Here is a 26,546-nt window from a genome sequence, read left to right as displayed (position 1 = left end):
CGCCTGCCGATGCCACCCACCCCGCCCAGGCCGCTCGATCCCGAACTGCGGGCCCGGTTGCTGGAGGAAGCACGCACGCCCTGGCGCGGGCTGCGCCGAGGCCTGTGGTTTGCCTTCAGCGCCTCAGCGGCGATCGGCCTGGCCACCATGGCGATGCGGGTCTCGGCGGGAGGAGAGCTGGCCTCAGGAGACCTGATCATCCAGAGCGGAGCCCTGCTCCTCTTCGGCGTTCTGCTCTGGCGCGATCGCTGAGTCCACCTCACTGGCCGTGATGGAAGTGGTGGTGGGTGAGGAGCTGGAGCTGGTGGCTGGAGCAGGAATCGCTAGGGGCTGGGCGGGCAGCAGCTCGGCCAGCAGCAGGGGCTCGGGCAGCAGCAGCGGCAGACCCAGGCAGAGGCGCTCCCTGGCGGTGGCCTCCAGGCTGAGGCCACCTGGCGCCGCGCCTGCAACCACCGCTTCCGGCCGGCTCAGCAGCCAGGCGGATTGACACAGCTGCTGCCACTGCCACAGGCAGACGGCCAGCAGGGGGATCGTGAGCAGCAGCGTCACCAGCCTGGAGCTGCCCGCCAGTGGTGACACGGCCATGGCCAGCCCGGCACGATCGTCCATCAGCCAGACCAGTGCCAGCAGCAACGCCGTGCCGGCCGCCCCCACCACCTTCACCGCCAGGGGTGCCTGCAAGGCACTCAGGCGCCGCTGCAACTCCCGCCGCCCTTGCAGGGGGATCTGCACCACCAGCAGCGACCACACATCGGGTGGCTGGCGCCAGAACAGCACCGCCGGAAGCAACGCTCCCAGCGACCAGCACAGCACCCTCTCCAGGCCGGGTAGCGGGCCTGGGTCAGCCCCGGCGAGCAACAGGAAGGCCAGCAGCAATTCGGCGGGAAGTGCTGCCAGGCCGAGCAGTTGAATCCACAGCAGAGGCTCGCTGCGGGGGTTCATGGTCAGTTGGTGCTGAGGGTGCGGCGCTGGGTGACGAGCTTGTAAGCCTCCACCCGGTCGCCGTCCTGCCAGTTGGCGAATCGATCACAGCCGATGCCGCACTCGAAGCCGGTGGCCACGTCCTTGACGTCGTCCTTGTTGCGACGCAGGGAGTCGAGGTCGCCCTCGAACACGATCTGCTTGCCGCGGTGGACGCGCACCTTGCAGTTGCGTTGCAGCTTGCCGTTGGTGACATAGCAACCCGCGACGGCGCTCTTGCCGATGCTGAACACCGCGCGCACCTCCGCTTCGCCGAGTGTTTCCTCCACCATCTCCGGCTCCAGCAGACCTTCCATGGCCAGCTGGATGTCCTCGAGCAGCTTGTAGATCACGTCGTAGTCGCGCACATCGACGCCGGTGGCATCGGCGGCGCGCTTGGCGCCTGGTGCCATCGAGGTGTTGAAGCCCACGATCACCGCACCGGAAGCGGCCGCGAGGTCCACGTCGGTTTCGGTGATCTCGCCCGGTGCCGAGAGCAGCACCCGCACCTGTACCTCGCCCTGAGGCAGCTGCTCGAGCGATCCGAGAATCGCCTCCACACTGCCCTGGACATCGGCCTTGAGGATCAAGTTGAGCTCCTTGAGGTCGCCCTCGCTCGCCTGACCCGACATGGAGGCCAGCGACACCCGCCGGGAGGCCATCTGCTGGGCCAGCCGGGTGGCGCGGGCTTCGGTGGCCCGTTCCCCCACCACCGAGCGGGCTGTCTTCTCATCGGGGTAGACCTCGAACTCGTCACCGGCGGTGGGCACTTCGCTGAAGCCGAGGGCTTCAACGGCCGAGGACGGACCCGCCGTCTTCACCCGCTTGCCGGTGTCATCGACCATGGCGCGCACCTTGCCGAGCACAGGACCGGCGGCCACTACGTCGCCGGCGCGGAGGGTGCCGTTCTGGATCAGCAGGGTGGCCACCGGGCCCTTGGCCTTGTCGAGGTGGGCTTCGATCACGGTGCCCTTGGCCATCCGGTCAGGGTTGGCCTGGAGGTCTTCCACCTCCGACACCAGCAGGATCATCTCCAGCAGCTTGTCGATGTTCTCCCGCTTGATGGCGCTCACCGGCACCATCACCGTGTCGCCGCCCCAGTCTTCGGCCACCAGTTGCTGAGCGGAGAGCTCCTGCTTGACGCGGTCGGGCTGGGCGCCTTCCTTGTCGATCTTGTTGATCGCCACCACGATCGGCACTTCGGCGGCACGGGCGTGGCTGATCGCCTCGAGGGTCTGGGGGCGCACGCCGTCATCGGCAGCCACCACCAGCACGGCCACGTCGGTGACCTTGGTGCCGCGGGCACGCATGGCGGTGAACGCCTCGTGGCCCGGGGTATCGAGGAAGGTGATGCGGCGCTCTTCGCCGGCGTGGGGAATCGTGACCTGATAGGCCCCGATGTGCTGGGTGATCCCGCCGGCTTCGCCGGCGGCCACGCGGGTCTTGCGGATGGCGTCGAGCAGGCTGGTTTTGCCGTGGTCGACGTGGCCCATCACGGTGACCACGGGCGGACGGCGGATCAGGTGCTGGAGATCGCTCTCCTCGATCATGTCCACCGTCTTCTTGGCGGCTTCCTGGACGTCGTCTTCGAGCACGGGAACGCCGAACTCCTCAGACACGGTTTCGATCGTGGAGAGATCGAGGGTCTGGGTGACCGTGGCGATGATGCCCTTGAAGAAGAGCGACTTGATGATCTCGGAGCTCTCCACGCCCAGGCGATCGGCGAGCTCCTGCACCGTGAGGTTGCCCTCCGGCACGATCAGCATTTCCGGCCGTGTGGCCTTGGCCTCGCGGGCGGCGCGCAGCTCCATGGCCCGGCGCCGCTGGCGCTGGCGGGTGGTTTCCTTCTTGCGCTTGCGCATCGCCACCACCGGCTTGGCCGCCGGGGCGCTCTGGCGCGTGCGTGGTTTGGCAGGGCGGGCCAGGCTGGCCTGAAGCACCTGGGCCTCATGCTCGCCGGCGAAACCGCCGGTTTCCGCCGTGAGCGCATCATCGTTTTCGCCGATGATGTGCACCTTCTGGCGCAGCTTCTGCGGCGACTTGCTGCGCAGTGCTTCGAGCTTGGCGCTGTCGTCCCATTCCGGGCGACGGGCCTTCCCGGCCGGCTGGGGTGTGCGGAAGCCAGGGCGCCGTGGCGCGGCCGGTGGGGTGGCCGTGGGCCGTGGGCCGGCATCGGCAGGGCTGGCGATCTCGCCGCGTTCAGGCCGGCGCGGGGGCGGGGCAGTGGGGCGGGTGCCGGGTTTCTGCAGCTGCATGAGCTCGCCGGGCGCCACCGGCTTGCGCATGCCCTGAGGCATGCCGCCGGCCCGGATCGGCGGGCCCGGCTTGCCGGGAGCACCAGGACCAGCGGCGTCGCGGCGGATTGGCTTGCCCACCAGCTCCAGGGGGCTGCGGGCCTGCACCGGCCGGGGGCTCGGCGCTGGTGTGCGCTGCGGGGCGCCAGCCGGGCGCTGGCTGAGGGCTGGCCGCCCCGAAGGCGGAGCCGGCCGGTTGCTCGTGCCGGCGGAGGGGCTGGGTGCGGCCGGGCGTGGTTGGGGCTGACCGGGTGCCACCCGTCCGATCACCTGGGGCTTGCCGCCACCGTCGGCGCGGGTCGGCGCGCTGGGGCGCTGCGGCGGCGCCGGACGGCTCGACGGGGCATTGCCGCGGGGCACGGGCCGGGGGCTGGTGCTGGGCCGGGGGCTGGTGGCGGGTGCGGCGACCGGACGTGGGCTGGTGGGCGTGCTGGCCGCAGGCGCTTCGGGTTTGCGTGCCGGCATGGCCGGGGCCTTGCTCACCGGGGTGGCAGGGCGCGCGGGAGGGGCCACCGGCCGTGAGGGTGCCGGCTTGGCGGCAGCCGAAGGGGCGGCAGCTGAAGGGGGCGCGGCAGGGGGCCGGGAGGGAGGCGATGAGCCGGCGGCCGGCGCACGTGTGGGCAGCGGCGCCGTGGGCCTGGCTGGTGGCGGAGTGGTGGAGGGGGGCTTCTGAGCCGCAGGTTGCGCGGCAGATTGCACCAGAACAGGTTTCACCGGCGCTGGCGGGGAAACCGCAGGGCGGGCCGGCTGGGCAACGATGACCGGAGGAGCCGGCGGCCGGGCCGGGGGGGGTTCAGGTGCGGCAACAGATGAGGCGGCCGCGGTGGCCGGCGGCGTTACAGGAGCCGCTTTCTTCACGGCCAGGATCGCTTTGCCAGGCTCCGCCAGCGGCGGTGTCGCGGGCTTCGGGGCGGTCATGGAGGGCGGCGTGGGTCGGGAGATGCCGCTGCCGTTGGGGCGGATCAGCTTCCGGATGCGGGCAGCTTCGTCATCGCTGATCGAGCTGCTGTGGCTGCGGGCGGCAATGGACAGCTTTTCGGCAGCGTCGAGCACGTCCTTGTTGTCCAGGCCCAGGTCCTTGGACAACTCATAGATTCTCACTTTGCCGCTGCTGGTCATTCAGGTCTCCGATCGGTCGGGGCCGCAGGTGCCGCCGGGCCCCACACGCGGTGCAGCCATCAATCATCTTGCCTCAGAGGCTGCTGCCGGAGAGCGGTTCAGCCGCTGTTCAAGCGCGGCATAGGTGGATTCCGCCACCGCGCAGCGCAGGGCGCGTTGCACCCGCTTTCGCCGCTTCGCCTCGTCAAAGCAGGCCCGGGTGGGGCACAGATAGGCCGAGCGGCCCATGCCCTGATCCAGGGCGATGCCGCCACCCGCCAGGCGGATGACCCGCAGGAACTGGTCCCGGTCGGCCAGCAGGCGGCAGCTCACACAACGCCGCAGGGTGGGGGGGGGTGCCATCGGGTGACCCTCAGCCGTTGAGCGGCTCAGCTTCCGCATCGGGTTCGCCTTCGGGCTCCAGGTCAGCTGCCGCTTCCGCGTCGGCCTCAGTTTCAGCGTCTTCCCCAGGCTCGGCTTCACCTTCATAGACAGGCTCTTCGTCTTCTTCCTGGAGGTCGAGCTCGTCTTCGGGCAGGGGATAGAGCTCCCGCAGGCGCGCATCCTCCTCCGCGCGGTTGGCCTGCTCCACCGCCAGGCGGGCTTCCGCCTCGGCCTGCTGGCGCTCGTCTTCCTCGCGCAGGGCGATCAGCTCGGCGGCGCGGGCGTCCTCGCTCACCTGGTCGTATTCGGCCGCGTTCTTGATGTCGATCTTCCAGCCGGTGAGCCGTGCGGCGAGGCGCACGTTCTGGCCTTCCCGGCCGATCGCCAGGCTGAGCATGTCCTGCGGCACAAGCACGTGGGCGTGATGCCCTTCCGGATCCACCAGCCGCACCATCTCCACCCGTGCCGGGCTGAGCGAATTGGCGATGTACTGGGCCGGATCGGGAGACCAGCGGATCACGTCGATCTTCTCGCCCCGCAGTTCGTTCACCACCTGCTGGATGCGGGAGCCGCGTGCACCGATGCAGGCCCCCACGGGGTCCACTTCGCGCTCCACGCTGTCCACTGCCACCTTGGTGCGTGGCCCCACGGCCCGTGACGGGGGGTTGGCTTCCCGCGCCACCGCCACGATGCGCACGGAACCTTCCTGGATTTCCGGTACTTCGTTTTCGAAGAGGTACACCACAAGGCCGGCGTTCGCCCGGGAGACGAACAGCTGCGGCCCGCGGCGCGCCACCTCGCTCACCTCCTTGAGGAACACCTTGAAGGTGGCATTGGCGCGGTAGTTGTCGTTGGGAAGCTGGTCGCGACGAGGCAGCTCCGCCTCCACCTCCGGCCGGCCAAGCCCGGAGCTCACCGCCATGATCACCGACTGGCGCTCGAAGCGGATCACCCGGGCGGTGAGCACGGGATCCTCCAGATCGGCGAACTCCTCCTGGATCATGCGGCGCTGCTGGTCGCGCAGTTTCTGGGCCAGCACCTGCTTGGTGGTGGAGGCGGCCATGCGGCCGAAATCGTCCTTCTCGGGGGTGACATCGAGCACCACGGTGTCGCCGATCTGGGCGTCTTCCGCCACCTGCTGCACCTCGGCGAGGGCGATCTGGTGGTCTTCACTCTCCACCTCCTCGACGATGATCTTGCTGGCGAGCACGCGGTAGCCCTCCTCATCAAGATCGAGGGCCACATCAAAATTGCTGAAGTAGTCCTCCTCGAACGGGTCCTCGCTGATGCCGAGATAGAGGGTGCGGCGGTAACGCTCGTAGCCCTTCAGCAGCGCCTCGCGCAGGGCCGCTTCCACCACCTGGGTGGGCAGCTTCTTCTCATCGCTGATGTCCTCGATCAGGTTCTGCAGACCGGGGAGAAGAACGAGCGCCATGGGATGGGAAGAGGGGTTGGAACAACAATCGGGTTGGGAAGCGGCGCGCCGCTCAGGCTGAGGGCGGAGTCACTCGCTCGGCCGGGTGAGGCTGACGGTCAGCACGTCTTGGCGGGGAATCCGCTGGCGGCGGCCACGGACGTTGAGGTGCAGGAAGGCGTCGTCGCGCTCCAGCAACAGCCCGGCACGGGTGCATTCAGCTCCGCTGGAATCCCGGAACCGCACCTCGATCGGGAAACCCCGAAAGCTGTGGAAGTCACGGTCTTCAACCAGCGTGTCGCTGAGACCAGGACTGCTGATTTCGAGAACATAGGCCTCGCTCAGCAGCTCTTCGGCCTCCATCGCCTCAGCCAGGGCACCACTGAAGGCGGCGCAATCGTCGAGGGTCACATCGCCGCCATCACCAGTGCGGATCTGCACCAGAACGATGCAGGGATGGCGATGGGTCTGGATCTGCGCCTCCACCACTCGAAATCCGGTTGTGTCAGCCACCCGGCGCGCGAGGGATTCCAGTGCGGGAAGAAGGGGGTGGGGCACCGGGGCGGGTCAGGAGCAGTGGAGCGAGCCCGACCGGCTCCTGCAGAGAACTGCCCCGGACGCTGGAGCAAGCTCATGCGCCTGGGTATGCCCGCCGGGCACTTCGTCATCCTAGAGGTCGGTGCTCCAGCACCGCCCAGCGGCCAGGCGACGCCTCACTCCGTGGTGCCCAGGCTGGTGCTCGGAGCGCCGCCGAACAGGCCGAGGCTGGGGGCCTCCCCGTAAAAGTCGTCCACTCCCGCTTCACCGCGCAGGGCCGCGTCCTGGTTGATGCAGCGCTGCGGCTCCTTCACGTATTGGCAGACCCTCGCCCAGAGCTTGGCGCGGGTGCCGGGAGCGCCCTGGCTGAAGAGCACCTGGTCATTGCCACCGACCATCCCCTGGATCTCCACCTGACAAAGTGCGCAGCGCACGCGGGTGCCGGGGGGGATCGAAGCCATGGCATGGCGGCGGTTGGAGGCAACTTAGGCTGCTATCTGCGGGCCCGGGCCCCACTGTTGCGACGTCGAAAAGGTGCGACGTCAAAAGTTCCCGTTGCCAGCTGTGCGCCTCCTTCAGCTCAGTGACCCCCATCTGCTGGCCGATCCGCACGGCTGGCTTCATGGCTTTCAGCCGAACGCGTCGCTGGCCAGTGCGCTGGAGCAGGCCCTTGCGCCGGGCGAAGCTCCCTTCGATCTGCTGCTGATCAGCGGCGACCTCTGCCAGGACGAGTCGTGGGGTGGCTATGTGCGGTTGGGGCAGCTGCTGAGCGCCCGGGGCTGGCCGGTGGCGCTGCTGCCCGGCAACCACGACCACCCGGCCCTGTTGCGGGCAGCGTTGGGCCGGCAGGCCGTGATCGCACCGGCCGCCGTCGATCTGGGCGAATGGCGGCTGCTGCTGATCGACACCCACCTGGCTGGCCGCGTCGATGGTGGGCTCGGCCCGGATCAGCTGCGCTGGCTGCAAGCGCAACTGCAAGCGGCCGACCGCCCCCTGCTGGTGGCCCTGCACCATCCGCCGGTGCCCATCGGCCACGGCGTCATGGATGGGATCGCCCTGCGGCACCCTGCTGCCCTGCTTGAGCTGCTGGCGGCCTGCCCCTGGCTCAGGGCGGTCACCTTCGGGCACATCCATCAGCACTGGCGGGGGGTGCTGCCCGGCCGGCCCGACGTGCAGCTGCTGGGGTGTCCTTCCACCCACCGCCAGTTCGAGGCGGTGCAGGCCTGCCCGCTGGGCCGTGCCTGCGATCCCGGCGGGCGCGTCTGGGAGCTGGCCCCGGACGGCCGCTGGCAGCAGCAACTGCGGCGCTGGCCTGCTGCTGCTGCAACCGCCGCTGCTACCGCCACCCCCACCGCCACTGCCGCCCCCGGCTCGGCGCCAGCGGGTGAAGCGTCACCCCCCTAGCGTCAGTGGCCTCACGTCTCGGGCCCGTGTCCTCCGACTCCAGCGTGCTCCGTACCCTGTGGCTGCGCCTGTTGGCCTTGCCGCTGGCCTTGCTGCTGATCACGGCGGGCCCGGGATCCGCCCTGGCCGTCGCCCCCCCCTCACCGGCGGCGCCAGCGGCCACCGTCCCGGTCCCAGCTACGTCCAACACGGCTGCAGCCAGCACAGCCGGAGCCGATACGGCCGCGCCTCCCAGTGCCCCGCCCCCAGCGGCCGCAACGGTTCCACCTCACAGCTTCGTGTCGCAGGCCGCCCGGCGGGTGGGGGAATCGGTGGTGCGGATCGACACCGAGCGCAGTGTGGCGCGCCAGGCCTTCGACCCCGCCTTGCTCGATCCATTGCTGCGTGATCTCTTCGGTGACCCCTCCAGCAGCACCCGGGAGCGGGGTCAGGGCTCCGGCGTGGTGATCGACGCCTCCGGGTTGGTGCTCACCAACGCCCATGTGGTGGATAGGGCCGACCTGGTGGAGGTCACCCTCGCTGACGGCCGCCAGCTGGATGGCCGGGTGGTGGGCGCCGATCCGGTCACCGACCTCGCGGTGGTGCGCATCGACGCCTCGCCCGATCTGGTTGCCGCTCCCCTTGGTGATTCCGAGGCCCTGGAAGTGGGTGACTGGGCCATCGCCCTGGGCAGCCCCTACGGACTGGAGCGCACGGTCACACTCGGCATCGTCAGCAGCCTGCACCGCAACATCACCAGCCTTGGCTTCGCCGACAAGCGGCTTGATCTGATCCAGACCGACGCCGCCATCAATCCCGGCAATTCCGGGGGGCCACTGATCAATGCCAGCGGAGAGGTGATCGGCATCAATACCTTGGTGCGCTCCGGTCCCGGTGCGGGTCTGGGCTTCGCCATCCCGATCAACCTGGCCCGGCGGGTGTCCGACCAGCTGCGCACCGGTGGCCAGGTGGTGCATCCCTACCTGGGCCTCCAGCTGGTGCCGCTCACTGCCCGCCGCGCCCGTGACAACAACCGTGATCCCGATGCGATTCTCCAGCTGCCGGAGCGCGATGGCGCGCTGGTGCAGCGCGTGCTGCCCGACAGCCCGGCCGAAACCGCCGGCCTGCGCCGCGGCGACCTGGTGGTGGCGGCGGCCGATCGGCCGGTGCGGGATCCAGCCAGCCTGCTGGAGCAGGTGGAGGCTTCCAAGGTCGGTGAAAGCCTGCCGCTGAAAGTGGTGCGCGGTGCCCGCGAACTGCAGCTCTCGATCCGTCCCGGCGCCCTGCCCCACCCCGCCTGAGCCTGCCCGCGCCCTTGCTACGGTCACGGCCTTTGGCGCGCCTTCGATGTCAGATCTGCAGGACCGCATGAAGCAGGCGGTGGCTGCTGCGGCCGTTGACCAGATCCGGGATGGCATGGTGCTGGGTCTGGGCTCAGGCTCCACGGCCGCCTTGATGATCAAGGAGCTGGGCGCCAAGCTCAGCCGTGGCGAACTCACCAACATCGTGGGCGTGACCACGTCGTTTCAAGGCGAAGTGCTGGCTGCGGAGCTCGGCATCCCGCTGCAGAGCCTCAACGCGGTGGAGCGGATCGACCTGGCGATCGACGGTGCCGATGAAGTCGACCCCAACTTCCAGCTGATCAAGGGCGGCGGTGCCTGCCACGTGCAGGAAAAGCTGGTGGCGCGCCGAGCCCAGCGCTTCGTTGTGGTGGTGGATTCCACCAAGCTCGTGGAACGACTCAATCTGGGTTTTCTTCTGCCGGTGGAGGTGCTGCCCGCCGCCTGGCGTCAGGTGAAGTCGGAGCTGGAGGTGATCGGCGCGGAGGTCGAGCTGCGCATGGCCGTGCGCAAGGCCGGCCCGGTGGTGACCGACCAGGGCAATCTCGTGCTCGACCTGAAGTTCCCCGGCGGGATCGGCGACCCGGTTTCGCTGGAGCAGGAGATCAACAACATCCCCGGCGTGCTGGAAAACGGTCTGTTCGTCAACCTGGCCGACCAGGTGCTGGTGGGTCAGATCACCGACGGCGTGCCCGAGGTGAAAGACCTGCCGAAGCGCTGACCGGCGTCAGCGGTTGTGGCGGTGTGACAAGAGCGGTTGCGGCGGGCTTCAGTTCAGCCGCAGCCGCACCGATTCCGCATGGCTGTGCAGGCCTTCACTGTCCGCCAGGGCGATCACGGCGGGGCCGGTGGCCTCCAGGGCCTGGCGGTTGAACTGGATCAGGCTGGTGTGGCGCAGAAAGGTTTCCACGCTGAGGGCGCCGGCGAATCGGGCCGTGCCTGAAGTGGGCAGGGTGTGGTTGGGGCCGGCCAGGTAGTCGCCCACCGCCTCAGGGCTCCAGGGGCCGAGGAAGATCGCTCCGGCATGACGGATGTGGTCGGCCAGTGGGGCTGGCCGCTCCACCAGCAGCTCAAGGTGTTCCGGGGCGAAGCGGTCGCTGAGCCGAGCCGCCTCTTCCAGCGATGCGCAGATGCCGATCAGCCCCCAGTCGCGCAGGGCGGTGGCCGCCAGTTCCGCCCGGGGGTGGTTGCGCAGCTGGGCTTCCACCTCATGCTGCACGGCCTTGGCCACGGCGGCACTGGTGGTGAGCAGGATTGCCGCCGCCATCGGGTCGTGCTCCGCCTGCGCCAGCAGATCGGCCGCCACATGGGTGGGATTGGCGCTCTGGTCGGCGATCACCAGGACCTCGCTCGGGCCGGCGAGGGAATCGATCGCCACCCGGCCGTACACCGCCTTCTTGGCCAGGGTCACGTAAAGGTTGCCCGGGCCGGTGATCACATCCACGCGCGGGATTGAATCCGTGCCGTAGGCGAGCGCCCCGATCGCCTGGGCCCCTCCGACGCGGTAGATCTCACGGATGCCGGCCAGGTGGGCCGCTGCCAGCACGATCGGGTTGGGCCAGCCGTCGGGACCCGGTGGGGTCACCATCACCAGGCGCTGAACGCCCGCCACAGTGGCGGGGACCGCATTCATCAGCACGGTGCTGGGGTAAGAGGCCCGGCCGCCAGGCACATACAGCCCGGCCCGATCCACCGGGCTCCAGCGCCGGCCCAGGCGCTCGCCATGCACGCCGCTGACGCTGATGTCGCGGGGCAGCTGGCGCTGGTGGAAATCGAGGATGCGGCGATGGGCCAGCTCCAGGGCACTGCGCAGGTCTGCGGGGCAGGTGCGCCAGGCTTCGGCGAGCGTTTCCGCCGGAATGCGCAGGGGGTCGGGCCGCACACCATCGAAGCGTTCGGTGAGATCCAGCAGCGCTTGATCCCCTTCCAGGCGCACCCGCTCGAGGATCGCGTCCACCTGCCGTGCGGCCTCGCTCATCTCGGCGCTGCCGGTGCGCTGGGCGATCTCCTCCAGCCGGCTGCCGATCGCCTCCGGTTCCTGGAGCACCTGCATCGCCAGAGCTGCTGGTGCGTTGGTCACCGGGGGCCTCGTGCGTGTCGGTTCAAGCTAGATCCCCGCCCCTGGGCAGGTCGGCAGGGTTGAAGGTAGGATCAGCGACTGCCGATTCAGCGCCGAACCCGCCTGTGGCCAATAACAAATCCTCGAAGAAGCGCATCCTGGTTGCCGAGCGCAACTGGCTGAAGAACCGCTCCTATAAGTCGGCTGTGCGCACGCTCATGAAGCGCTGCCTCACCGCCGTCTCCAGCTACGAGCAGCAGCCTGGCGATGAGGCCAAGGAAGCGGTTCGCAGCTCCATGAATGCGGCCTTCAGCAAGATCGACAAGGCCGTCAAGCGCGGCGTTCTTCACCGCAACACCGGCGCCAACCAGAAGTCCCGGCTCAGCCACGCCGTGAAACAGGCGATCGAACCGGCAACCGCCCCCAAGGCCTGATCGCCCGCCGGGGTTTCTCTCCTTTGTTCATCAACGCAGCTCACTGCTTGAGCTTGCAGGCACTGCAGCCCCGGCAGATGTCCTACAGGTGCCACCCCCTCCAAGCTGCCCTCCCCTGCAGGGCTCCTTGCAGTTCAGGGCACCACCTCGTCTCCACCTCTCTGTCCGGTCTACGCCGCTGCCCTTCCACGCCGCCGTCATGACAGGCCAGTCCGCGCCAGCACTGACCACGCCAGCACTGATCGACAGCCACTGCCATCTGGTGTTTCGCAACTTCGAGCACGATCTCGAGGAAGTGATTCAGCGTTGGCGCCAGGCCGGGGTGGTCTCCCTGCTGCACGCCTGCGTCGAACCTGCCGAGATTCCGGCGATTCGCGCCCTCGCCGATCGCATCCCTGAGCTGCGCTACTCCGTGGGGGTTCATCCGCTCGACACCGAGCATTGGCAGGACGACACCCCCGCGGTGCTGCGCGCTGCCGCTCAGGCCGATGGGCGGGTGGTGGCGATCGGGGAGCTGGGCCTTGACAGCTTCCGCGCCACCAATCTTCAGGTGCAGCTTGACATCCTGCGTCCGCAGCTGGACCTGGCCGTGGAGCTGGATCTCCCGGTGATCATCCACTGCCGCGATGCGGCCGAACCCATGCTGGCCGAGCTGCGAGCCCGGCAGAGCGAAGGACGCTGCCCCCGCGGGGTGATGCACTGCTGGGGCGGAACCCCTGAAGAAATGGAAGGGTTTCTGGAGCTGGGGCTGCTGATCAGCTTCAGCGGCACCGTCACCTTCGCCAAAGCCGAAGCCACCCACGCCTGTGCCCGCCAGGTGCCGGCCGACCGCTATCTGGTGGAAACCGATTGTCCGTTCCTCGCACCGGTCCCCCGTCGGGGCAAGCGCAATGAACCCTCCTTTGTGGCCTCCGTGGCCGAGCGGATGGCTGTGTTGCGCGGGGAAACCCTCACAGAAGTGGCGGCTTGCAGCACCGCCAATGCGGTAGGTCTTTTTCGACTTCCTGTGACATCCATTCCTCAATGTGTATGATGTTTTATTGGTCTGGCAGCGCGAGCGCTCCATTGTCGACGTCAGCAGTCTTGAACAGAGCTCCATAGGCCGGATTCAGGCGGGCCGCCCCTTCCGGCTCCACCCGCCTGATCCGCCCGTTTCCAGCGCGCAGGCGGCTCATTCCCCCTTGCCTTGAGCCCCAGGGCATTTCAAGCCGCTGACGCCCCCGTTCCAGGTCACTCCTCCCCCTCCGTACTGCAGGTCCCCGCATGAGCAGCGCGATCCAGGTCGCCAAGACCGCCACTTACCTGCCCGATCTCGTGGAGGTACAGAGGGCGAGCTTCAAATGGTTCCTGGAGAAAGGCCTGATCGAGGAGCTCGACAGCTTCTCCCCGATCACCGACTACACGGGAAAGCTTGAGCTGCATTTCGTCGGCGATCAATACCGGCTGAAGCGCCCCCGCCACGACGTGGAAGACGCCAAGCGTCGTGACGCCACGTTCGCCTCGCAGATGTATGTCACCTGCCGGTTGGTCAACAAGGAAACCGGTGAGATCAAGGAGCAGGAGGTCTTCATCGGTGAGCTGCCGCTGATGACCGAGCGCGGCACCTTCATCATCAACGGCGCTGAGCGCGTGATCGTCAACCAGATCGTGCGCAGCCCCGGCGTCTACTTCAAGGAAGAGCCCGACCCCAAGACCGGCCGCAAGACCTACAACGCCAGTGTCATCCCCAACCGCGGTGCCTGGCTGAAGTTTGAAACCGATAAGAACGAGCTCATGCACGTCCGGGTCGACAAGACCCGCAAGATCAACGCTCACGTGCTGATGCGGGCCATGGGCCTCTCAGACGTCGACGTGCTCGACAAACTGCGGCACCCCGACTATTACCGCAAGACGATTGAAACAGCCACCAACGTCGAGCTGATCACCTCCCAGGATCAGGCTCTGCTGGAGCTCTACAAGAAGCTGCGTCCAGGCGAGCCCCCGTCGGTAAGCGGTGGCCAGCAGTTGCTGGATTCCCGCTTCTTCGATGCCAAGCGCTACGACCTCGGCCGGGTCGGCCGTTACAAGATCAACAAGAAGCTCCGGCTCACGGTTCCCGACGAAACCCGGGTGCTCACCAAGGAGGAGTTGCTCTCCACCCTTGACTACCTGATCGGCCTGCAGCTGGGACAGCCCGGCTACGAAGTCGACGACATCGATCACCTCGGCAATCGCCGTGTCCGCTCGGTGGGCGAGCTGCTCCAGAACCAGGTGCGCGTCGGCCTCAACCGGCTGGAGCGGATCATCAAGGAGCGCATGACCGTCGGTGAGACCGAGTCGCTCACCCCGGCTCAGCTGGTGAACCCCAAGCCCCTGGTGGCGGCGATCAAGGAGTTCTTCGGCTCCAGCCAGCTCAGCCAGTTCATGGACCAGACCAATCCTCTGGCCGAGCTCACCCACAAACGCCGCATCAGCGCCCTCGGCCCTGGGGGCCTCACGCGGGAGCGCGCCGGCTTCGCCGTGCGTGACATTCACCCCTCCCACTACGGCCGCATCTGCCCGATCGAAACTCCGGAAGGGCCGAACGCCGGTCTGATCGGCTCGCTCGCCACCCACGCGCGGGTTAACGAATACGGCTTCATCGAAACTCCCTTCTGGCGCGTTGAGGATGGCATCGTCCTGAAGCAGGGCGACCCGATCTATCTCTCCGCCGACCTCGAAGACGAGTGTCGCGTTGCTCCTGGCGACGTGGCCACCGACGCCGAGGGACGCATTCAGGCCGAACTGGTTCCGGTCCGCTACCGCCAGGATTTCGAAACCGTTCCACCCACCCAGGTGGACTACGTCCAGCTGTCGCCGGTGCAGGTGATTTCGGTGGCCACCTCCTTGATCCCCTTCCTGGAGCACGACGACGCCAACCGTGCCCTGATGGGCTCGAACATGCAGCGTCAGGCGGTCCCCCTGCTCCGGCCCGAGCGGCCGCTGGTGGGCACTGGTCTTGAAACCCAGGTCGCGCGCGACTCCGGCATGGTGCCGATCACCCGTGTCAACGGTGTGGTCACCTTCGTGGATGCCACGGCGATCGTGATCCGCGATGTCGACGGTGTCGACCATCCCCACCTGCTGCAGAAGTACCAGCGCTCCAACCAGGACACCTGCTTGAACCAGCGCCCGATCGTCAAGCAGGGCGATGCGGTGATCGCCGGCCAGGTGCTGGCGAATGGATCTGCCTGCGAGGGCGGTGAGATTGCCCTGGGCCAGAACGTGCTGATCGCCTACATGCCCTGGGAGGGCTACAACTACGAAGACGCCATCCTGGTGAGCGAACGGCTCGTGCAGGACGACCTCTACACCTCGGTGCACATCGAGAAGTACGAGATCGAAGCCCGCCAGACCAAGCTCGGACCCGAGGAGATCACGCGGGAAATCCCCAATGTGGCGGAAGAGAGTCTCGGTAATCTCGATGAAATGGGCATCATCCGTATCGGCGCTTATGTCGAATCGGGTGACATCCTCGTCGGCAAGGTCACGCCCAAAGGGGAATCCGATCAGCCGCCGGAAGAGAAGCTGCTGCGTGCGATCTTCGGTGAGAAGGCTCGCGATGTGCGCGACAACTCTCTGCGGGTGCCCAACACCGAACGGGGCCGCGTGGTGGACGTGCGGATCTACACCCGCGAGCAGGGCGATGAACTGCCGCCGGGCGCGAACATGGTGGTGCGCGTCTATGTGGCCCAGCGCCGCAAGATTCAGGTGGGCGACAAGATGGCCGGTCGCCACGGCAACAAGGGCATCATCAGCCGCATTCTTCCCCGCGAAGACATGCCCTACCTGCCCGATGGTTCCCCCATCGACATCGTGCTGAACCCGCTGGGTGTGCCCTCCCGGATGAACGTCGGCCAGGTGTTCGAGTGCCTGATGGGCTGGGCTTCCTCCCACCTGGGTTGCCGCGTGAAGGTGGTGCCCTTCGATGAGATGCACGGGGATGAAACCTCCAAGAACACCGTGCAGAAGTACCTCGAAGAAGCTGCCAATCAACCCGGCAAAGACTGGGTCTATGACCCCGAGAACCCCGGCAAGATCCAGCTGATCGACGGTCGCACCGGCGAGAAGTTCGACCAACCGGTCACCGTGGGCTATGCCCACATCCTCAAGCTGGTGCACCTTGTCGACGACAAGATCCACGCCCGCTCCACCGGCCCTTACTCGCTCGTCACCCAGCAGCCTCTCGGCGGCAAAGCCCAACAGGGCGGCCAGCGGCTCGGGGAAATGGAGGTCTGGGCCCTGGAGGCCTACGGCGCTGCTTACACGCTGCAGGAGCTGCTCACCGTCAAGTCCGACGACATGCAGGGCCGCAACGAGGCGCTCAACGCCATCGTCAAGGGCAAGCCCATCCCTCGCCCCGGCACACCTGAGTCGTTCAAGGTGCTGATGCGCGAGCTCCAGTCCCTGGGTCTGGACATCGCGGTGTACACCGACGAAGGCGTTGAGGTTGACCTCATGCAGGACGTCAATCCTCGCCGCAGCACCCCCAACCGGCCCACCTACGAGTCGCTCGGCGTCGCGGATTTCGACGACGACTGAAGATCCACGCCTGATCCGTTCCGTACTCCTTGACGTCCGCGCGACACCCCGGCCATGACCAACAGCAACCTCCGCACCGAAAACCACTTCGACTACGTCAAGATCACGCTCGCTTCCCCCGAGCGGATCATGCAGTGGGGGCAACGCACCCTGCCGAACGGTCAGGTGGTCGGTGAAGTCACCAAGCCTGAGACGATCAACTACCGCACGCTCAAGCCCGAGATGGACGGGCTGTTCTGCGAAAAGATCTTCGGCCCTTCCAAGGATTGGGAGTGCCATTGCGGCAAGTACAAGCGGGTGCGCCACCGCGGCATCGTCTGTGAGCGCTGCGGGGTGGAGGTCACCGAGAGCCGGGTGCGTCGTCACCGCATGGGCTTCATCAAGCTGGCGGCTCCGGTGTCGCACGTTTGGTATCTGAAGGGGATCCCCAGCTACGTGGCGATCCTGCTGGACATGCCCCTGCGGGATGTGGAGCAGATCGTTTACTTCAACTGCTACGTGGTGCTCGAAAAGGGCGACCACAAGGACCTCACCTACAAGCAACTGCTCACGGAAGATGAGTGGCTGGAGATCGAGGATCAGATCTACGCCGAGGACTCGGAGATCGAGAACGAGCCCATCGTGGGCATCGGTGCGGAAGCTCTCAAGCAGCTGCTTGTCGATCTCAACCTCACCGAGATCGCTGAACAGCTCCGCGAAGACATCGCCGGCAGCAAGGGTCAGAAGCGGGCCAAGCTGATCAAGCGCCTGCGGGTGATCGACAACTTCATCGCCACCAATGCCCGGCCGGAGTGGATGGTGCTTGATGCCATCCCCGTGATTCCGCCGGATCTGCGCCCGATGGTGCAGCTCGACGGTGGCCGTTTCGCCACCTCCGACCTCAACGATCTCTACCGCCGGGTCATCAACCGCAACAACCGCCTGGCGCGGCTGCAGGAGATCCTGGCTCCCGAGATCATCGTCCGCAACGAAAAGCGGATGCTGCAGGAGGCTGTCGATGCCCTGATCGATAACGGCCGCAGGGGCCGCACCGTGGTGGGCGCCAACAACAGGCCGCTCAAGTCCCTCAGCGACATCATTGAGGGCAAACAGGGGCGCTTCCGCCAGAACCTGCTGGGCAAACGGGTCGACTATTCCGGCCGGTCCGTGATCGTGGTGGGCCCCAAGCTGAAGATGCATCAGTGCGGTCTGCCCAAGGAGATGGCGATCGAGCTGTTCCAGCCGTTCGTGATCCACCGGCTGATCCGTCAGAACATCGTCAATAACATCAAGGCGGCCAAGAAGCTGATTCAGCGCGCCGACGACGAAGTGATGCAGGTGCTTCAGGAGGTGATTGAAGGTCACCCGATCCTGCTGAACCGGGCCCCCACGCTGCACCGTCTCGGCATTCAGGCGTTCGAGCCCAAGCTGGTGGACGGACGCGCCATCCAGCTGCACCCGCTGGTGTGCCCTGCGTTCAACGCCGACTTCGACGGTGACCAGATGGCCGTGCACGTGCCACTGGCGATCGAAGCTCAGACGGAAGCTCGCATGTTGATGCTGGCCAGCAACAACATTCTTTCGCCGGCCACCGGCGAGCCGATCATCACCCCCTCCCAGGACATGGTGCTGGGCATCTACTACCTCACGGCTCTCGATCGCAATGAGGCGAAGCCGGCCTTCGGTGACAGGAGCCGCACCTTCGCTGGCCTGGCCGATGTGCTCAATGCCTTCGATGAGAAGCACCTCGCCCTGCACAACTGGGTGTGGGTTCGCTTCTCCGGTGAGATCGACGACGAGGACGAAAGTGATGTTCCCCTCAAGCAGGAAACGCTCAGCGATGGCACCCGCATCGAGCAATGGAAATACCGCCGCGACCGCTTCGATGAAGACGGTGCTCTCATCAGCCGCTACCTGCTCACCACTGTCGGCCGCGTCGTGATGAACGTCACCATCATCGATGCGGTGGCCGCCGTCTGAAGGCTCAGTTCCGCCCGAGTTGTTTCTGCCCTCCTCCACCCGCCTTCCTCCGCGCCCCCCCATGACCAGCACACCTTCCACCTCCACGTCCGATCAGGGTCGCCGCAACGCTCCCCTGACCAAAGAAGCCCCCCGCTTCATCAACAAGGAGATCAACAAGAAGGCGTTGCGCAACCTGGTGGCGTGGGCCTATAAGCATCACGGCACAGCGGCCACCGCCTCGATGGCGGATGAGCTGAAGGACCTTGGCTTCCACTACGCCACCCAGGCGGCCGTTTCAATCTCGGTGGAAGATCTGCGGATTCCGGTGCAGAAGGTGCGCCTCCTCGAGGAAGCCGAGCAGCAGATCACCGATACCGAAGAGCGCTATCGGCTCGGCGAAATCACTGAGGTGGAGCGCCATACCAAGGTGATCGACACCTGGACTGAAACCAACGAGCGTCTGGTCGAGGAAGTCAAGAAGAACTTCAACGACAACGACCCGCTCAACTCCGTCTGGATGATGGCCAACTCCGGCGCCCGGGGCAACATGTCCCAGGTGCGGCAGTTGGTGGGCATGCGCGGCCTGATGGCCAACCCTCAGGGGGAGATCATCGACCTGCCGATCCGCACCAACTTCCGCGAAGGGCTCACGGTCACCGAGTACGTGATCTCGTCCTACGGCGCCCGCAAGGGTCTGGTGGACACGGCTCTGCGTACCGCCGACTCCGGCTACCTCACCCGCCGTCTGGTGGACGTGGCCCAGGACGTGATCGTGCGGGAAGACGACTGCGGCACCACCCGTGGCATCCCCATTCAGGCCGATGAAAAAGGCCGTTTCCAGGCCAAGCTGGTCGGCCGCCTGGCTGCGGAGCCTGTGGTGGCTTCCTCCGGCGAGGTGCTGGTCGAGCGTGATGGCGAAATCGATAAGCCGATCACGGCGCTGATCGAAGCCGCCGGTGTGCGCACCGTGCTGGTGCGCTCTCCGCTCACCTGTGAGGCCGCCCGTTCGGTTTGCCGCAAGTGCTACGGCTGGGCTCTGGCCCACAACCAGCTGGTGGACCTGGGTGAAGCCGTCGGCATCATCGCTGCTCAGTCGATCGGTGAGCCCGGCACCCAGCTCACCATGCGCACCTTCCACACCGGTGGTGTGTCCACGGCCGAAACCGGCGTGGTGCGCTCGCTGCTGGAAGGGGTGGCGGAATTCGGCCCCAAGGCCCGGGTGCGTCAGCACCGCACGCCCCATGGCGTGGAGGCTCAGATCGCCGAAACCGATTTCACCCTTTCGGTGATTCCGAGCGCCAAGGGCAAGGTGCAGAAGGTGGATGTCACTGGCGGCTCCATCCTGTTCGTCTCCAACGGCCAATCGATCCCGGCCGACACGGTCCTGGCCCAGATCTCGGCCGGCACGTCCGTCAAGAAGAGCGTGGAGAAGGGAACCAAAGACGTGATCTGTGACCTGGCCGGGCAGGTGCGCTATGAGGATGTGATCCAACCTCGGGAAGTCACCGACCGCCAGGGCAACATCACCCTCAAGGCTCAGCGCCTGGGCCGGATGTGGGTGCTGGCCGGCGATGTGTACAACCTTCCTCCCAATGCCCAGCCCGTGGTGGCCGGCAACAAGCCCGTCACCACCGGCGATGTGCTCGCCGAGAGCCGGCTCGTCAGTGAGCACGGTGGCGCTGTGCGCCTGCGGGAATCGGCGGGCGATTCGCGTGAAGTGCAGATCGTCACCGCCAGCCTCACCCTCAAGGATTGCAAGCTGGTGCATGAATCCACCCATTCGGGGGAAACCTGGCACCTGGAAGGCAAGGACAATTCCCGCTACGTGGTGCGCACCCACCCTGGCAGCAAGATCGGCACCGGCGAAGTGATTGCCGAGCTGGCCGATGACCGCTTCCGCACCCAGACGGGCGGCATGGTGAAGTACGCCCCCGGCCTCTCGATCAAAAAGGCCCGGTCGGCCAAGAACGGCTACGAGGTGTCCAAAGGCGGCACCCTGCTGTGGATTCCCACCGAAACCCATGAGATCAACAAGGACATCTCCCTGTTGATGATTGAGGACGGCCAGTGGATTGAAGCCGGCACTGAAGTCGTCAAGGACATCTTCAGCCAGATCGCTGGCATCGTCACCGTCACCCAGAAGAACGACATCCTTCGCGAGATCATCGTTCGCTCCGGCACTCTCCACCTCGTCTCGGACAGCAAGGTGCTGGGCCGCTACGCCGATGAAGGCAAGCTGCACAATCCTGGGGAGGAAATCGCTCCGGGCCTTGTCACCGAGGCGATGGTGTATGTCGAGGCAGTGGATACTCCCGAAGGAGGGGCGCTGCTGCTGCGTCCAGTTGAGGAATACACCATTCCCGATCAGGCCCACCTGCCTGAACTGGGCACGATCAAGCAGAACGGCGGACCGTCGCTCGGTCTCAAAGCCACCCAGCGTCTCACCTACAAAGACGGTGAGGTGATCAAGTCGGTGGAGGGCGTGGAACTGCTGCGCACCCAGCTGATTCTTGAAACCTTCGACACCACCCCCCAGATGACGGTGGATGTGGAAGTGGTGCCCGACAAACGTGCCAAGACGATCGAACGCCTGCAGCTGGTGATTCTCGAAACCCTGCTCGTGCGCCGCGACACCCTCTCCGACGCCAGCCACGGCTCCACCCACACCAAGCTCCAGGTGGAGGACGGCATGGCCGTCAAGAGCGGCGACGTGGTCGCCACCACCCAGATCCTCTGCAAGGAGAACGGCCTGGTTCAGCTGCCTGACCCGGTGGATGGGGAGCCCGTCCGCCGTCTGATCGTCGAGCGTGCTCACGACACCAAAGACGTCGACTGCGGCTCGGCCGCCATCGCTGTCACGGTCGGTCAGCGCCTCGTCGATGGTGAGCTCCTCGCCGAAGGCATCCGCGCCGACTGCTGCGGTCAGGTGGAGGCGATCAGCGGCAGCACGATCACGATCCGTCTCGGCCGCCCCTACATGGTGTCCCCCGATTCGGTCCTGCACGTCCGCGACGGTGAACTGGTGCAGCGCGGTGATGCTCTGGCGCTGCTGGTGTTTGAGCGCCAGAAAACGGGTGACATCGTTCAGGGTCTGCCCCGCATCGAAGAACTGCTCGAAGCCCGCCGTCCACGTGAATCAGCGGTGCTCTCGCGCAGGTCGGGCACGGTGCAGATCAAGCAGGGCGAAGACGACGACACTGTGACGGTGACGGTGATCGAATCCGACGACGCCCAGACCGACTATCAGCTCTCCCATGGCCGCAATGCCATGGTCAACGACGCGCAGCAGGTGAGTGCCGGTGAGATGCTCACCGACGGCCCGATCAACCCACACGAACTGCTCGAGTGCTACTTCGAGGATCTGCGTTCCCGCAAGCCTTCGATGGAAGCGGCTCAGGAAGCCATCTCCAAGCTTCAGTTCCGCATGGTGCAGGAAGTGCAGAACGTGTACAAATCCCAGGGCGTCACCATCGACGACAAGCACATCGAAGTCATCGTCCGTCAGATGACCAGCAAGGTGCGCATCGAAGATGCCGGTGACACCACCCTGCTGCCGGGCGAACTGATCGAACTGCGCCAGGTGGAGCAGGTGAACCAGGCGATGGCGATCACCGGTGGCGCTCCCGCGGAGTTCACACCAGTGCTGCTGGGTATCACCAAGGCGTCGCTCAACACCGACAGCTTCATCTCTGCCGCCAGCTTCCAGGAAACCACCAGGGTGCTGACCGAAGCAGCGATCGAAGGCAAGAGCGACTGGCTGCGCGGGCTCAAGGAGAACGTCATCATTGGTCGGCTCATCCCCGCCGGTACTGGTTTCGGTGGTTTCGAGGAAGAGCTGCGCAGCGAAGCCGGCCCCCATCCCGACATCCTTGATGAGGAGTCCGGCGGTTACCGCCGCGTGGCCAACCTGCGTCCCGATTACACCGTGGAGATGCCGGCAGCCACGGCTGTCGCCGCCCCCGCGGTGCTCGATGACCCCTCCGAGGACGAGCTCGATGCGGTGCGCAGCAAGCGGGGCATCGAAGCCACGGCCAGCACCTTTGCCGCCTTCGCCCGGCCCAGTGTCGAGGAAGGTCTGGAAGAGGAGCTGATTCCTGATCCGGCCGCCGTGGAAGGATTGCTGGAAGAAGGTCTCCTGAGCGACGACTGATCCATGGTTCTCCAACCCCCGATCGTCCCGCAGCGCCGCCTGCCGCGCTTCGGCTTCCACCACCACACCGAGCTGTTGAACGGCCGCCTCGCCATGCTTGGCTTCATCGTTCTGCTGGCCGTGGAGTGGAAGCTGGGTCATGGCCTGCTGGTGTGGCCCTGACGGCTCCTCCCACAGTTCCCTTGCTGGGCCTCAAGCTTGAGGCCCTGGAAGCCTGGGCGGTGGCCCAGGGCCAGCCCGCCTTCCGCGGCCGCCAACTCCACGAGTGGATCTACGCGAAGGGCGCCCGGCGCTTTGCCGATGTCACCGTGCTGCCGAAGCTCTGGCGTGAGCGGCTCGGCGGCAATCCCGACGTCGAGCAGGCCGATCCGATCGGCCGTTCGCGCGAATTGATTCGCAGCGTGGCCAGCGACGGCACCACCAAACTGTTGTTGGCCACCGCCGATGGGCTGAGCCTCGAAACCGTCGGCATCCCCAGCCGGGACCGGCTCACGGTCTGCGTCTCCAGCCAGGTGGGCTGCCCGATGGCCTGCCGCTTCTGCGCCACCGGCAAGGCCGGCCTTGATCGCTCCCTGGCGGTGCATGAAATCGTTGATCAGGTGCTCACGGTGCGCGAGGTGATGGGGGAGCGCCCCAGCCATGTGGTGTTCATGGGCATGGGTGAGCCGCTGCTCAACATCGAGGCCGTGCTCGGCGCGATCGACTGCCTGTGCACTGATCTCGGCATGGCCCAGCGCCAGATCACCCTGAGCACCGTTGGGGTCGCCCAGACCTTGCCGCAGCTGGCCGAGCGGGCCCTCGAACGGCTCGGCCGCGCCCAGTTCACCCTGGCGGTGAGCCTGCATGCGCCTGATCAGTCGCTGCGGGAGCAGCTGATCCCCACCGCCCGCGCCTATCCACTCGAACGGCTGTTGGACGATTGCCGCCGCTACGTGGCTCTGACCGGTCGGCGTGTGAGCTTCGAGTACATCCTCCTGGGCGGGCTCAACGACCACCCGCGTCAGGCGGTGGCCCTGGCCCAGCTGCTGCGCGGTTTCCAGAGCCACGTGAATCTGATCCCTTACAACCCGATTGAGGAAGAGGAGTTCCAACGCCCCAGCCTGGAGCGGGTCGAGGCCTTCCGGCGTGCCCTCCAGGACCGCCATGTGGCCGTGAGCGTCAGGGCCAGTCGGGGGTTGGATCAGGATGCCGCCTGCGGGCAACTGCGGCGACGGTTGGCACCGACCGGCTGAGGCCTTTCCCCTGAGGCCACTCCGCTGTGGCGCGCGGATGAGACAGGCGCGCCGCCGTTGTACGGCATGCCAGCGCGTCTTTTGCAGACGGCCTCACCCAGGCACGCTGAAGCCGCTGGATCAGGGCCGCTCTCACCCCCAGCCAACAACGACCGTGGGTCACCCGTCAGGTGGCATCGCGGGAGGGATCGAACGCCCCGCGGGCTTCCGCTTCGCTCCAGGGCGTGAGCTGAAGCATCAGCAGGAAGGCCGGCAGCGCTGCCGCCACGGTGAACAGGAAGAACGGTCCCCATCCCGCCCGCTCGGCCACGAGCCCGGCGGGTGCCGCCAGCACCGAGCGGCTCATGGCGTAGACGCCGGAGAACAGGGCGTACTGGGTGGCGGAGAAGCGCGGGTTGCAGAGGCTCATCAGCAGGGCCACGAACACCGCGCCCACCATCCCGCCGGAGAGATTCTCCAGGCTCACCACCGTGATCAGCCCTGCCAGCCCGCCGCCGAACTGGGCGAGTGCCCAGTAGCTGAGATTGCCGAGCGCCCCGGCGACGGCGAACAGCCACAGGGAGCGGTTCATGCCCAGCCGGCTGAACAGCACGCCCCCCAGCACCGTGCCCGCCATCGTGGCGGCCACCGCCCAGCCGCCTTGCACCAGGCCGATGTCGGCGGGGCTGAAGCCCTGGCTGGTCAGGAACGGGATCGCCATGGCGCTCAGCAGGCCATCCGGCCAGCGGTAGAGCAGCACCAGCAGCAGCAGTTGCCAGGAGCGGTTCGGGCCGCTGCGCCGCAGGAATTCCCGGGCTGGGCCCAGCACCGCCTGGCGCAGGCTGGTGACCGGATGGTCGATGGCGGGCAGCCGCGGTGCCGTCAGGGTGAACGGCAGCATGGCGGCGATCAGCACCGCCGAGCCGAGAAAGGCCGCCGGCCAGCCGAAGCGCCCGGCCAGCAGGAATCCCCCTGCCCCCACTGCCAGCATCGCCGCCCGGTAGCCCAGCGAGGCGGCGGCCGCACCGGGCCCCCGCTCCAGTTCCGACAGCAGGTCGGTCCGGTAAGCATCCACGGCGATGTCCTGGGTGGCGCTACAGATCGCCAGCACCAGCGCCATCACGCCGATGGCGGCGAGGCTGGTGGCGTCGGTGCTCGGCCGCAGCAGCGCCATCGCGGCGGTGACCACCACCAGCACCAGCTGCAGCAGCACCAACCAGCCCCGGCGCCGGTCGGGCCAGGGGATCGGCCAGCGATCCAGCAGCGGCGCCCAGAACAGCTTCAAGGTGTAGGGCAATTCGGCCAGGGGAATCAGGCCGATCAACCCCAGCGGAACCTGGCTGGCGCTCAGCCAGCCCTGCAGCAGGCGGCTGCCCACCATGTAGGGAGCACCGCTGGCCACACCGGCGGCCGCCACGGCCACAAGCCGGCGCCAGGACGGAACGGTGGGGGCAGGGCTGGAAACAGGCGGCAAGGGTCCCGTTCACGACTGGGCGAACCCTATGCCTTCAGAATGCCAACACCACCAGGACTTTCCGTGTCGTTCTTTCGCTCCACCCTGCTGCCGGCCGGAATCGTGCTGCTCTTCGGCCTGGCCCTGTTCGCCGTGAGTGCGAGGATCTGGCTTCCCGGCGACATGGCAGCGCCTGCGCCGATTGGATGAGGAGGGGCAGTCTGGTGCCCATGGAAGACGAAGCCAGCAGCGAATCCGTGCCGCCGTTCTCAAGGAGCCCGGCGGAACTGGCGTTCGATCCGGAGCTGCTGGCCGGCGAGCTGGCACAGGAACTGGCTCTCGATCCGCTTGATGCCATCGACACGCTCGAGCCTGGCCAGGGCGACATCGCCGCTGAGTGCGATCTGGGCCTGGAGCTGCTGGCCGGCAGCCACGACCAGTGCATGCAGGGGCTGCGCATCTTCTGCGAACACCGCGATCCCCGCGCCGTGCCATGGCTGCTGCCGTTGCTGGCTTCCACCTGCCCGATCCTGCGGATGAGCGCGGTGTACGCCCTCGGGCGCAACCCCGATCCGCGGGCGGTGGAGCCCTTGCTGGCCCTCCTTCAGGACGATGCCAACGGTTACGTGCGCAAGGCGGTGGCCTGGAGTCTGGGCAATTACCCGGAAGCGCCGGTGCTCAACCCCTTGATCCGGGCGCTTCAGCTCGACATTGCCGCTGTGCGCCTTTGGGCAGCTGGGTCGCTGGCGGATGCCGGCAGCACGGGAGCGGCCAAGGCGGATCAGGCGGCTGCCCAGCTGCTGCTGAGTCTGCGGATCGACAGCGAGCCGGTGGTGCGCAGCAACAGCGCCTGGTCACTGGGCCGCCTGTACGACCATCTCGTCCCCCCACGCCAGTCGGAGCTGGTGGGTGTGCTTGTGGACGTGTTGCTGAACGACAACGACGCCACCGTGCGCGACGAGGCCCGCGTGGCCCTGGAGCAACTTGAGGATCCCTCCGTGCTGGAAAGGTTGCAGACACTGGTCGATGAGGGCCTGCTGAACTGAAGCGCCGCACGGTTTGATCGATCCGGCTAGCATTCGGCCACGCTTTCTGCCGCAGGATGGCTCAGCACACCATCCGATTTCGCATCCGGCCCGACGGCACCGTCGAGGAGCTGGTCCAGGGATTTCGTGGTGAGGGCTGTCAGCAGCTGACCGAGCGGATCGAATCCAGCCTCGGCAGCGTTCAGCAACGCAGCAGCACGGCGGAAGCCTTCCAGAGCCAGATCCAGACCTCCTCGGCGGCTTTGCCGGTCGAGCAGCGTTCCGCCTGAACCCTTCACCGTT

22 protein-coding genes are annotated in these 26,546 nt (G+C 66.8%); 14 read left to right on the top strand and 8 right to left on the bottom strand.

The features are described from left to right. Nucleotides 1-9 precede the first annotated feature (9 nt). Entirely contained in the window at nt 10-252 is a 243-nt protein-coding gene (locus KBZ19_RS04225) for a DUF3493 domain-containing protein (RefSeq protein ID WP_094510203.1), read from the top strand. Here KBZ19_RS04225 and KBZ19_RS04220 read toward each other — a convergent pair. The 6 genes from KBZ19_RS04220 to KBZ19_RS04195 all read right to left on the bottom strand — a co-directional run bounded on the left by KBZ19_RS04220 (nt 184) and on the right by KBZ19_RS04195 (nt 7,148). Next, nucleotides 184-942 carry a low-complexity tail membrane protein gene (locus KBZ19_RS04220; protein ID WP_255099873.1) on the bottom strand — a complete coding sequence of 253 codons (759 nt, stop codon included), beginning with the start codon at nt 940-942 and terminating at the stop codon, nt 184-186. The two genes, KBZ19_RS04225 and KBZ19_RS04220, sit on opposite strands and share 69 nt — an antisense overlap. A 2-nt stretch (nt 943-944) precedes the next feature. Further along, entirely contained in the window at nt 945-4,373 is a 3,429-nt protein-coding gene (gene infB, locus KBZ19_RS04215) for a translation initiation factor IF-2 (RefSeq protein WP_255099871.1), read from the bottom strand. A gap of 63 nt (nt 4,374-4,436) precedes the next feature. After that, entirely contained in the window at nt 4,437-4,715 is a 279-nt protein-coding gene (locus KBZ19_RS04210) for a YlxR family protein (RefSeq protein ID WP_255099870.1), read from the bottom strand. Between the two features lie 10 nt (nt 4,716-4,725). After that, entirely contained in the window at nt 4,726-6,171 is a 1,446-nt protein-coding gene (nusA, locus tag KBZ19_RS04205; RefSeq protein WP_255099869.1) for a transcription termination factor NusA, read from the bottom strand. A 69-nt stretch (nt 6,172-6,240) separates the two neighbouring features. Next, the gene (rimP, locus tag KBZ19_RS04200; RefSeq protein ID WP_255099868.1) at nt 6,241-6,708 is read right to left on the bottom strand and encodes a ribosome maturation factor RimP; all 468 of its coding nucleotides are present in this window, start codon (nt 6,706-6,708) and stop codon (nt 6,241-6,243) included. Nucleotides 6,709-6,863: 155 nt separating this feature from the next. Then, nucleotides 6,864-7,148 (bottom strand): hypothetical protein, encoded by a 285-nt coding sequence (locus KBZ19_RS04195; protein WP_094510209.1) that lies wholly within the window; start codon nt 7,146-7,148, stop codon nt 6,864-6,866. Nucleotides 7,149-7,251: 103 nt separating this feature from the next. Here KBZ19_RS04195 and KBZ19_RS04190 point away from each other — a divergent pair, with 103 nt between their 5' ends. Genes KBZ19_RS04190 through rpiA form a run of 3 tightly spaced genes read left to right on the top strand, consistent with a single transcriptional unit; the run spans nt 7,252 to nt 10,131 of the window. After that, nucleotides 7,252-8,091: a metallophosphoesterase gene (locus KBZ19_RS04190; protein WP_255099867.1), complete on the top strand. Its 840-nt coding sequence runs from the start codon at nt 7,252-7,254 to the stop codon at nt 8,089-8,091. A 44-nt stretch (nt 8,092-8,135) separates the two neighbouring features. Then, nucleotides 8,136-9,371: a trypsin-like peptidase domain-containing protein gene (locus tag KBZ19_RS04185; RefSeq protein ID WP_315856315.1), complete on the top strand. Its 1,236-nt coding sequence runs from the start codon at nt 8,136-8,138 to the stop codon at nt 9,369-9,371. Nucleotides 9,372-9,417: 46 nt separating this feature from the next. After that, a complete protein-coding gene (gene rpiA / locus KBZ19_RS04180; RefSeq protein ID WP_094510211.1) occupies nt 9,418-10,131 on the top strand; it encodes a ribose-5-phosphate isomerase RpiA in 714 nt (237 codons plus the stop codon). Nucleotides 10,132-10,179: 48 nt separating this feature from the next. Here the strand turns inward: rpiA and hisD are convergent, their stop codons facing one another. Further along, nucleotides 10,180-11,463 carry a histidinol dehydrogenase gene (gene hisD, locus KBZ19_RS04175; RefSeq protein WP_094510427.1) on the bottom strand — a complete coding sequence of 428 codons (1,284 nt, stop codon included), beginning with the start codon at nt 11,461-11,463 and terminating at the stop codon, nt 10,180-10,182. Between the two features lie 131 nt (nt 11,464-11,594). Between hisD and rpsT the strand changes: the two genes are divergently transcribed. The 7 genes from rpsT (at nt 11,595) to rlmN (ending at nt 23,786) form a co-directional block, all read left to right on the top strand. Next, complete coding sequence (rpsT, locus tag KBZ19_RS04170) at nt 11,595-11,903, top strand: 30S ribosomal protein S20 (RefSeq protein WP_094510212.1); 309 nt, start codon at nt 11,595-11,597, stop codon at nt 11,901-11,903. Nucleotides 11,904-12,102: 199 nt separating this feature from the next. After that, a complete protein-coding gene (locus tag KBZ19_RS04165; protein ID WP_255099866.1) occupies nt 12,103-12,936 on the top strand; it encodes a TatD family hydrolase in 834 nt (277 codons plus the stop codon). Between the two features lie 230 nt (nt 12,937-13,166). Beyond that, nucleotides 13,167-16,463, top strand: coding sequence for a DNA-directed RNA polymerase subunit beta (gene rpoB, locus KBZ19_RS04160; RefSeq protein WP_094510214.1), 3,297 nt, complete (start codon nt 13,167-13,169; stop codon nt 16,461-16,463). Nucleotides 16,464-16,517: 54 nt separating this feature from the next. Continuing rightward, nucleotides 16,518-18,422: a DNA-directed RNA polymerase subunit gamma gene (locus KBZ19_RS04155; RefSeq protein WP_094510215.1), complete on the top strand. Its 1,905-nt coding sequence runs from the start codon at nt 16,518-16,520 to the stop codon at nt 18,420-18,422. Between the two features lie 61 nt (nt 18,423-18,483). Next, on the top strand, nt 18,484-22,554 hold the full coding sequence (locus KBZ19_RS04150) for a DNA-directed RNA polymerase subunit beta' (protein ID WP_094510216.1): 4,071 nt from the start codon (nt 18,484-18,486) through the stop codon (nt 22,552-22,554). A 3-nt stretch (nt 22,555-22,557) separates the two neighbouring features. Further along, nucleotides 22,558-22,716: a high light inducible protein gene (locus tag KBZ19_RS04145; RefSeq protein ID WP_255099863.1), complete on the top strand. Its 159-nt coding sequence runs from the start codon at nt 22,558-22,560 to the stop codon at nt 22,714-22,716. Beyond that, a complete protein-coding gene (gene rlmN / locus KBZ19_RS04140) occupies nt 22,707-23,786 on the top strand; it encodes a 23S rRNA (adenine(2503)-C(2))-methyltransferase RlmN (RefSeq protein WP_369802961.1) in 1,080 nt (359 codons plus the stop codon). Before KBZ19_RS04145 ends, rlmN begins: the two co-directional genes overlap by 10 nt. A 166-nt stretch (nt 23,787-23,952) precedes the next feature. Here rlmN and KBZ19_RS04135 read toward each other — a convergent pair whose 3' ends face one another. Further along, nucleotides 23,953-25,239 carry an AmpG family muropeptide MFS transporter gene (locus KBZ19_RS04135; RefSeq protein ID WP_255099862.1) on the bottom strand — a complete coding sequence of 429 codons (1,287 nt, stop codon included), beginning with the start codon at nt 25,237-25,239 and terminating at the stop codon, nt 23,953-23,955. Between the two features lie 63 nt (nt 25,240-25,302). Between KBZ19_RS04135 and KBZ19_RS04130 the strand changes: the two genes are divergently transcribed. From KBZ19_RS04130 to KBZ19_RS04120, 3 genes are read left to right on the top strand one after another with little or no spacing between them, the layout of a single operon-like run. Next, nucleotides 25,303-25,428, top strand: a complete 126-nt coding sequence (locus tag KBZ19_RS04130) for a hypothetical protein (protein WP_255099860.1) — start codon at nt 25,303-25,305, stop codon at nt 25,426-25,428. A gap of 20 nt (nt 25,429-25,448) precedes the next feature. Beyond that, a complete protein-coding gene (locus KBZ19_RS04125) occupies nt 25,449-26,264 on the top strand; it encodes a HEAT repeat domain-containing protein (RefSeq protein WP_255099859.1) in 816 nt (271 codons plus the stop codon). A 56-nt stretch (nt 26,265-26,320) separates the two neighbouring features. After that, nucleotides 26,321-26,533: a DUF2997 domain-containing protein gene (locus KBZ19_RS04120; protein WP_094510219.1), complete on the top strand. Its 213-nt coding sequence runs from the start codon at nt 26,321-26,323 to the stop codon at nt 26,531-26,533. Nucleotides 26,534-26,546 lie beyond the last annotated feature (13 nt).

The sequence above is a fragment of the Synechococcus sp. L2F genome, from assembly GCF_024345695.1.
Lineage (GTDB): Bacteria > Cyanobacteriota > Cyanobacteriia > PCC-6307 > Cyanobiaceae > MW101C3.
This window is presented reverse-complemented; position numbering and strand designations above follow the sequence as displayed.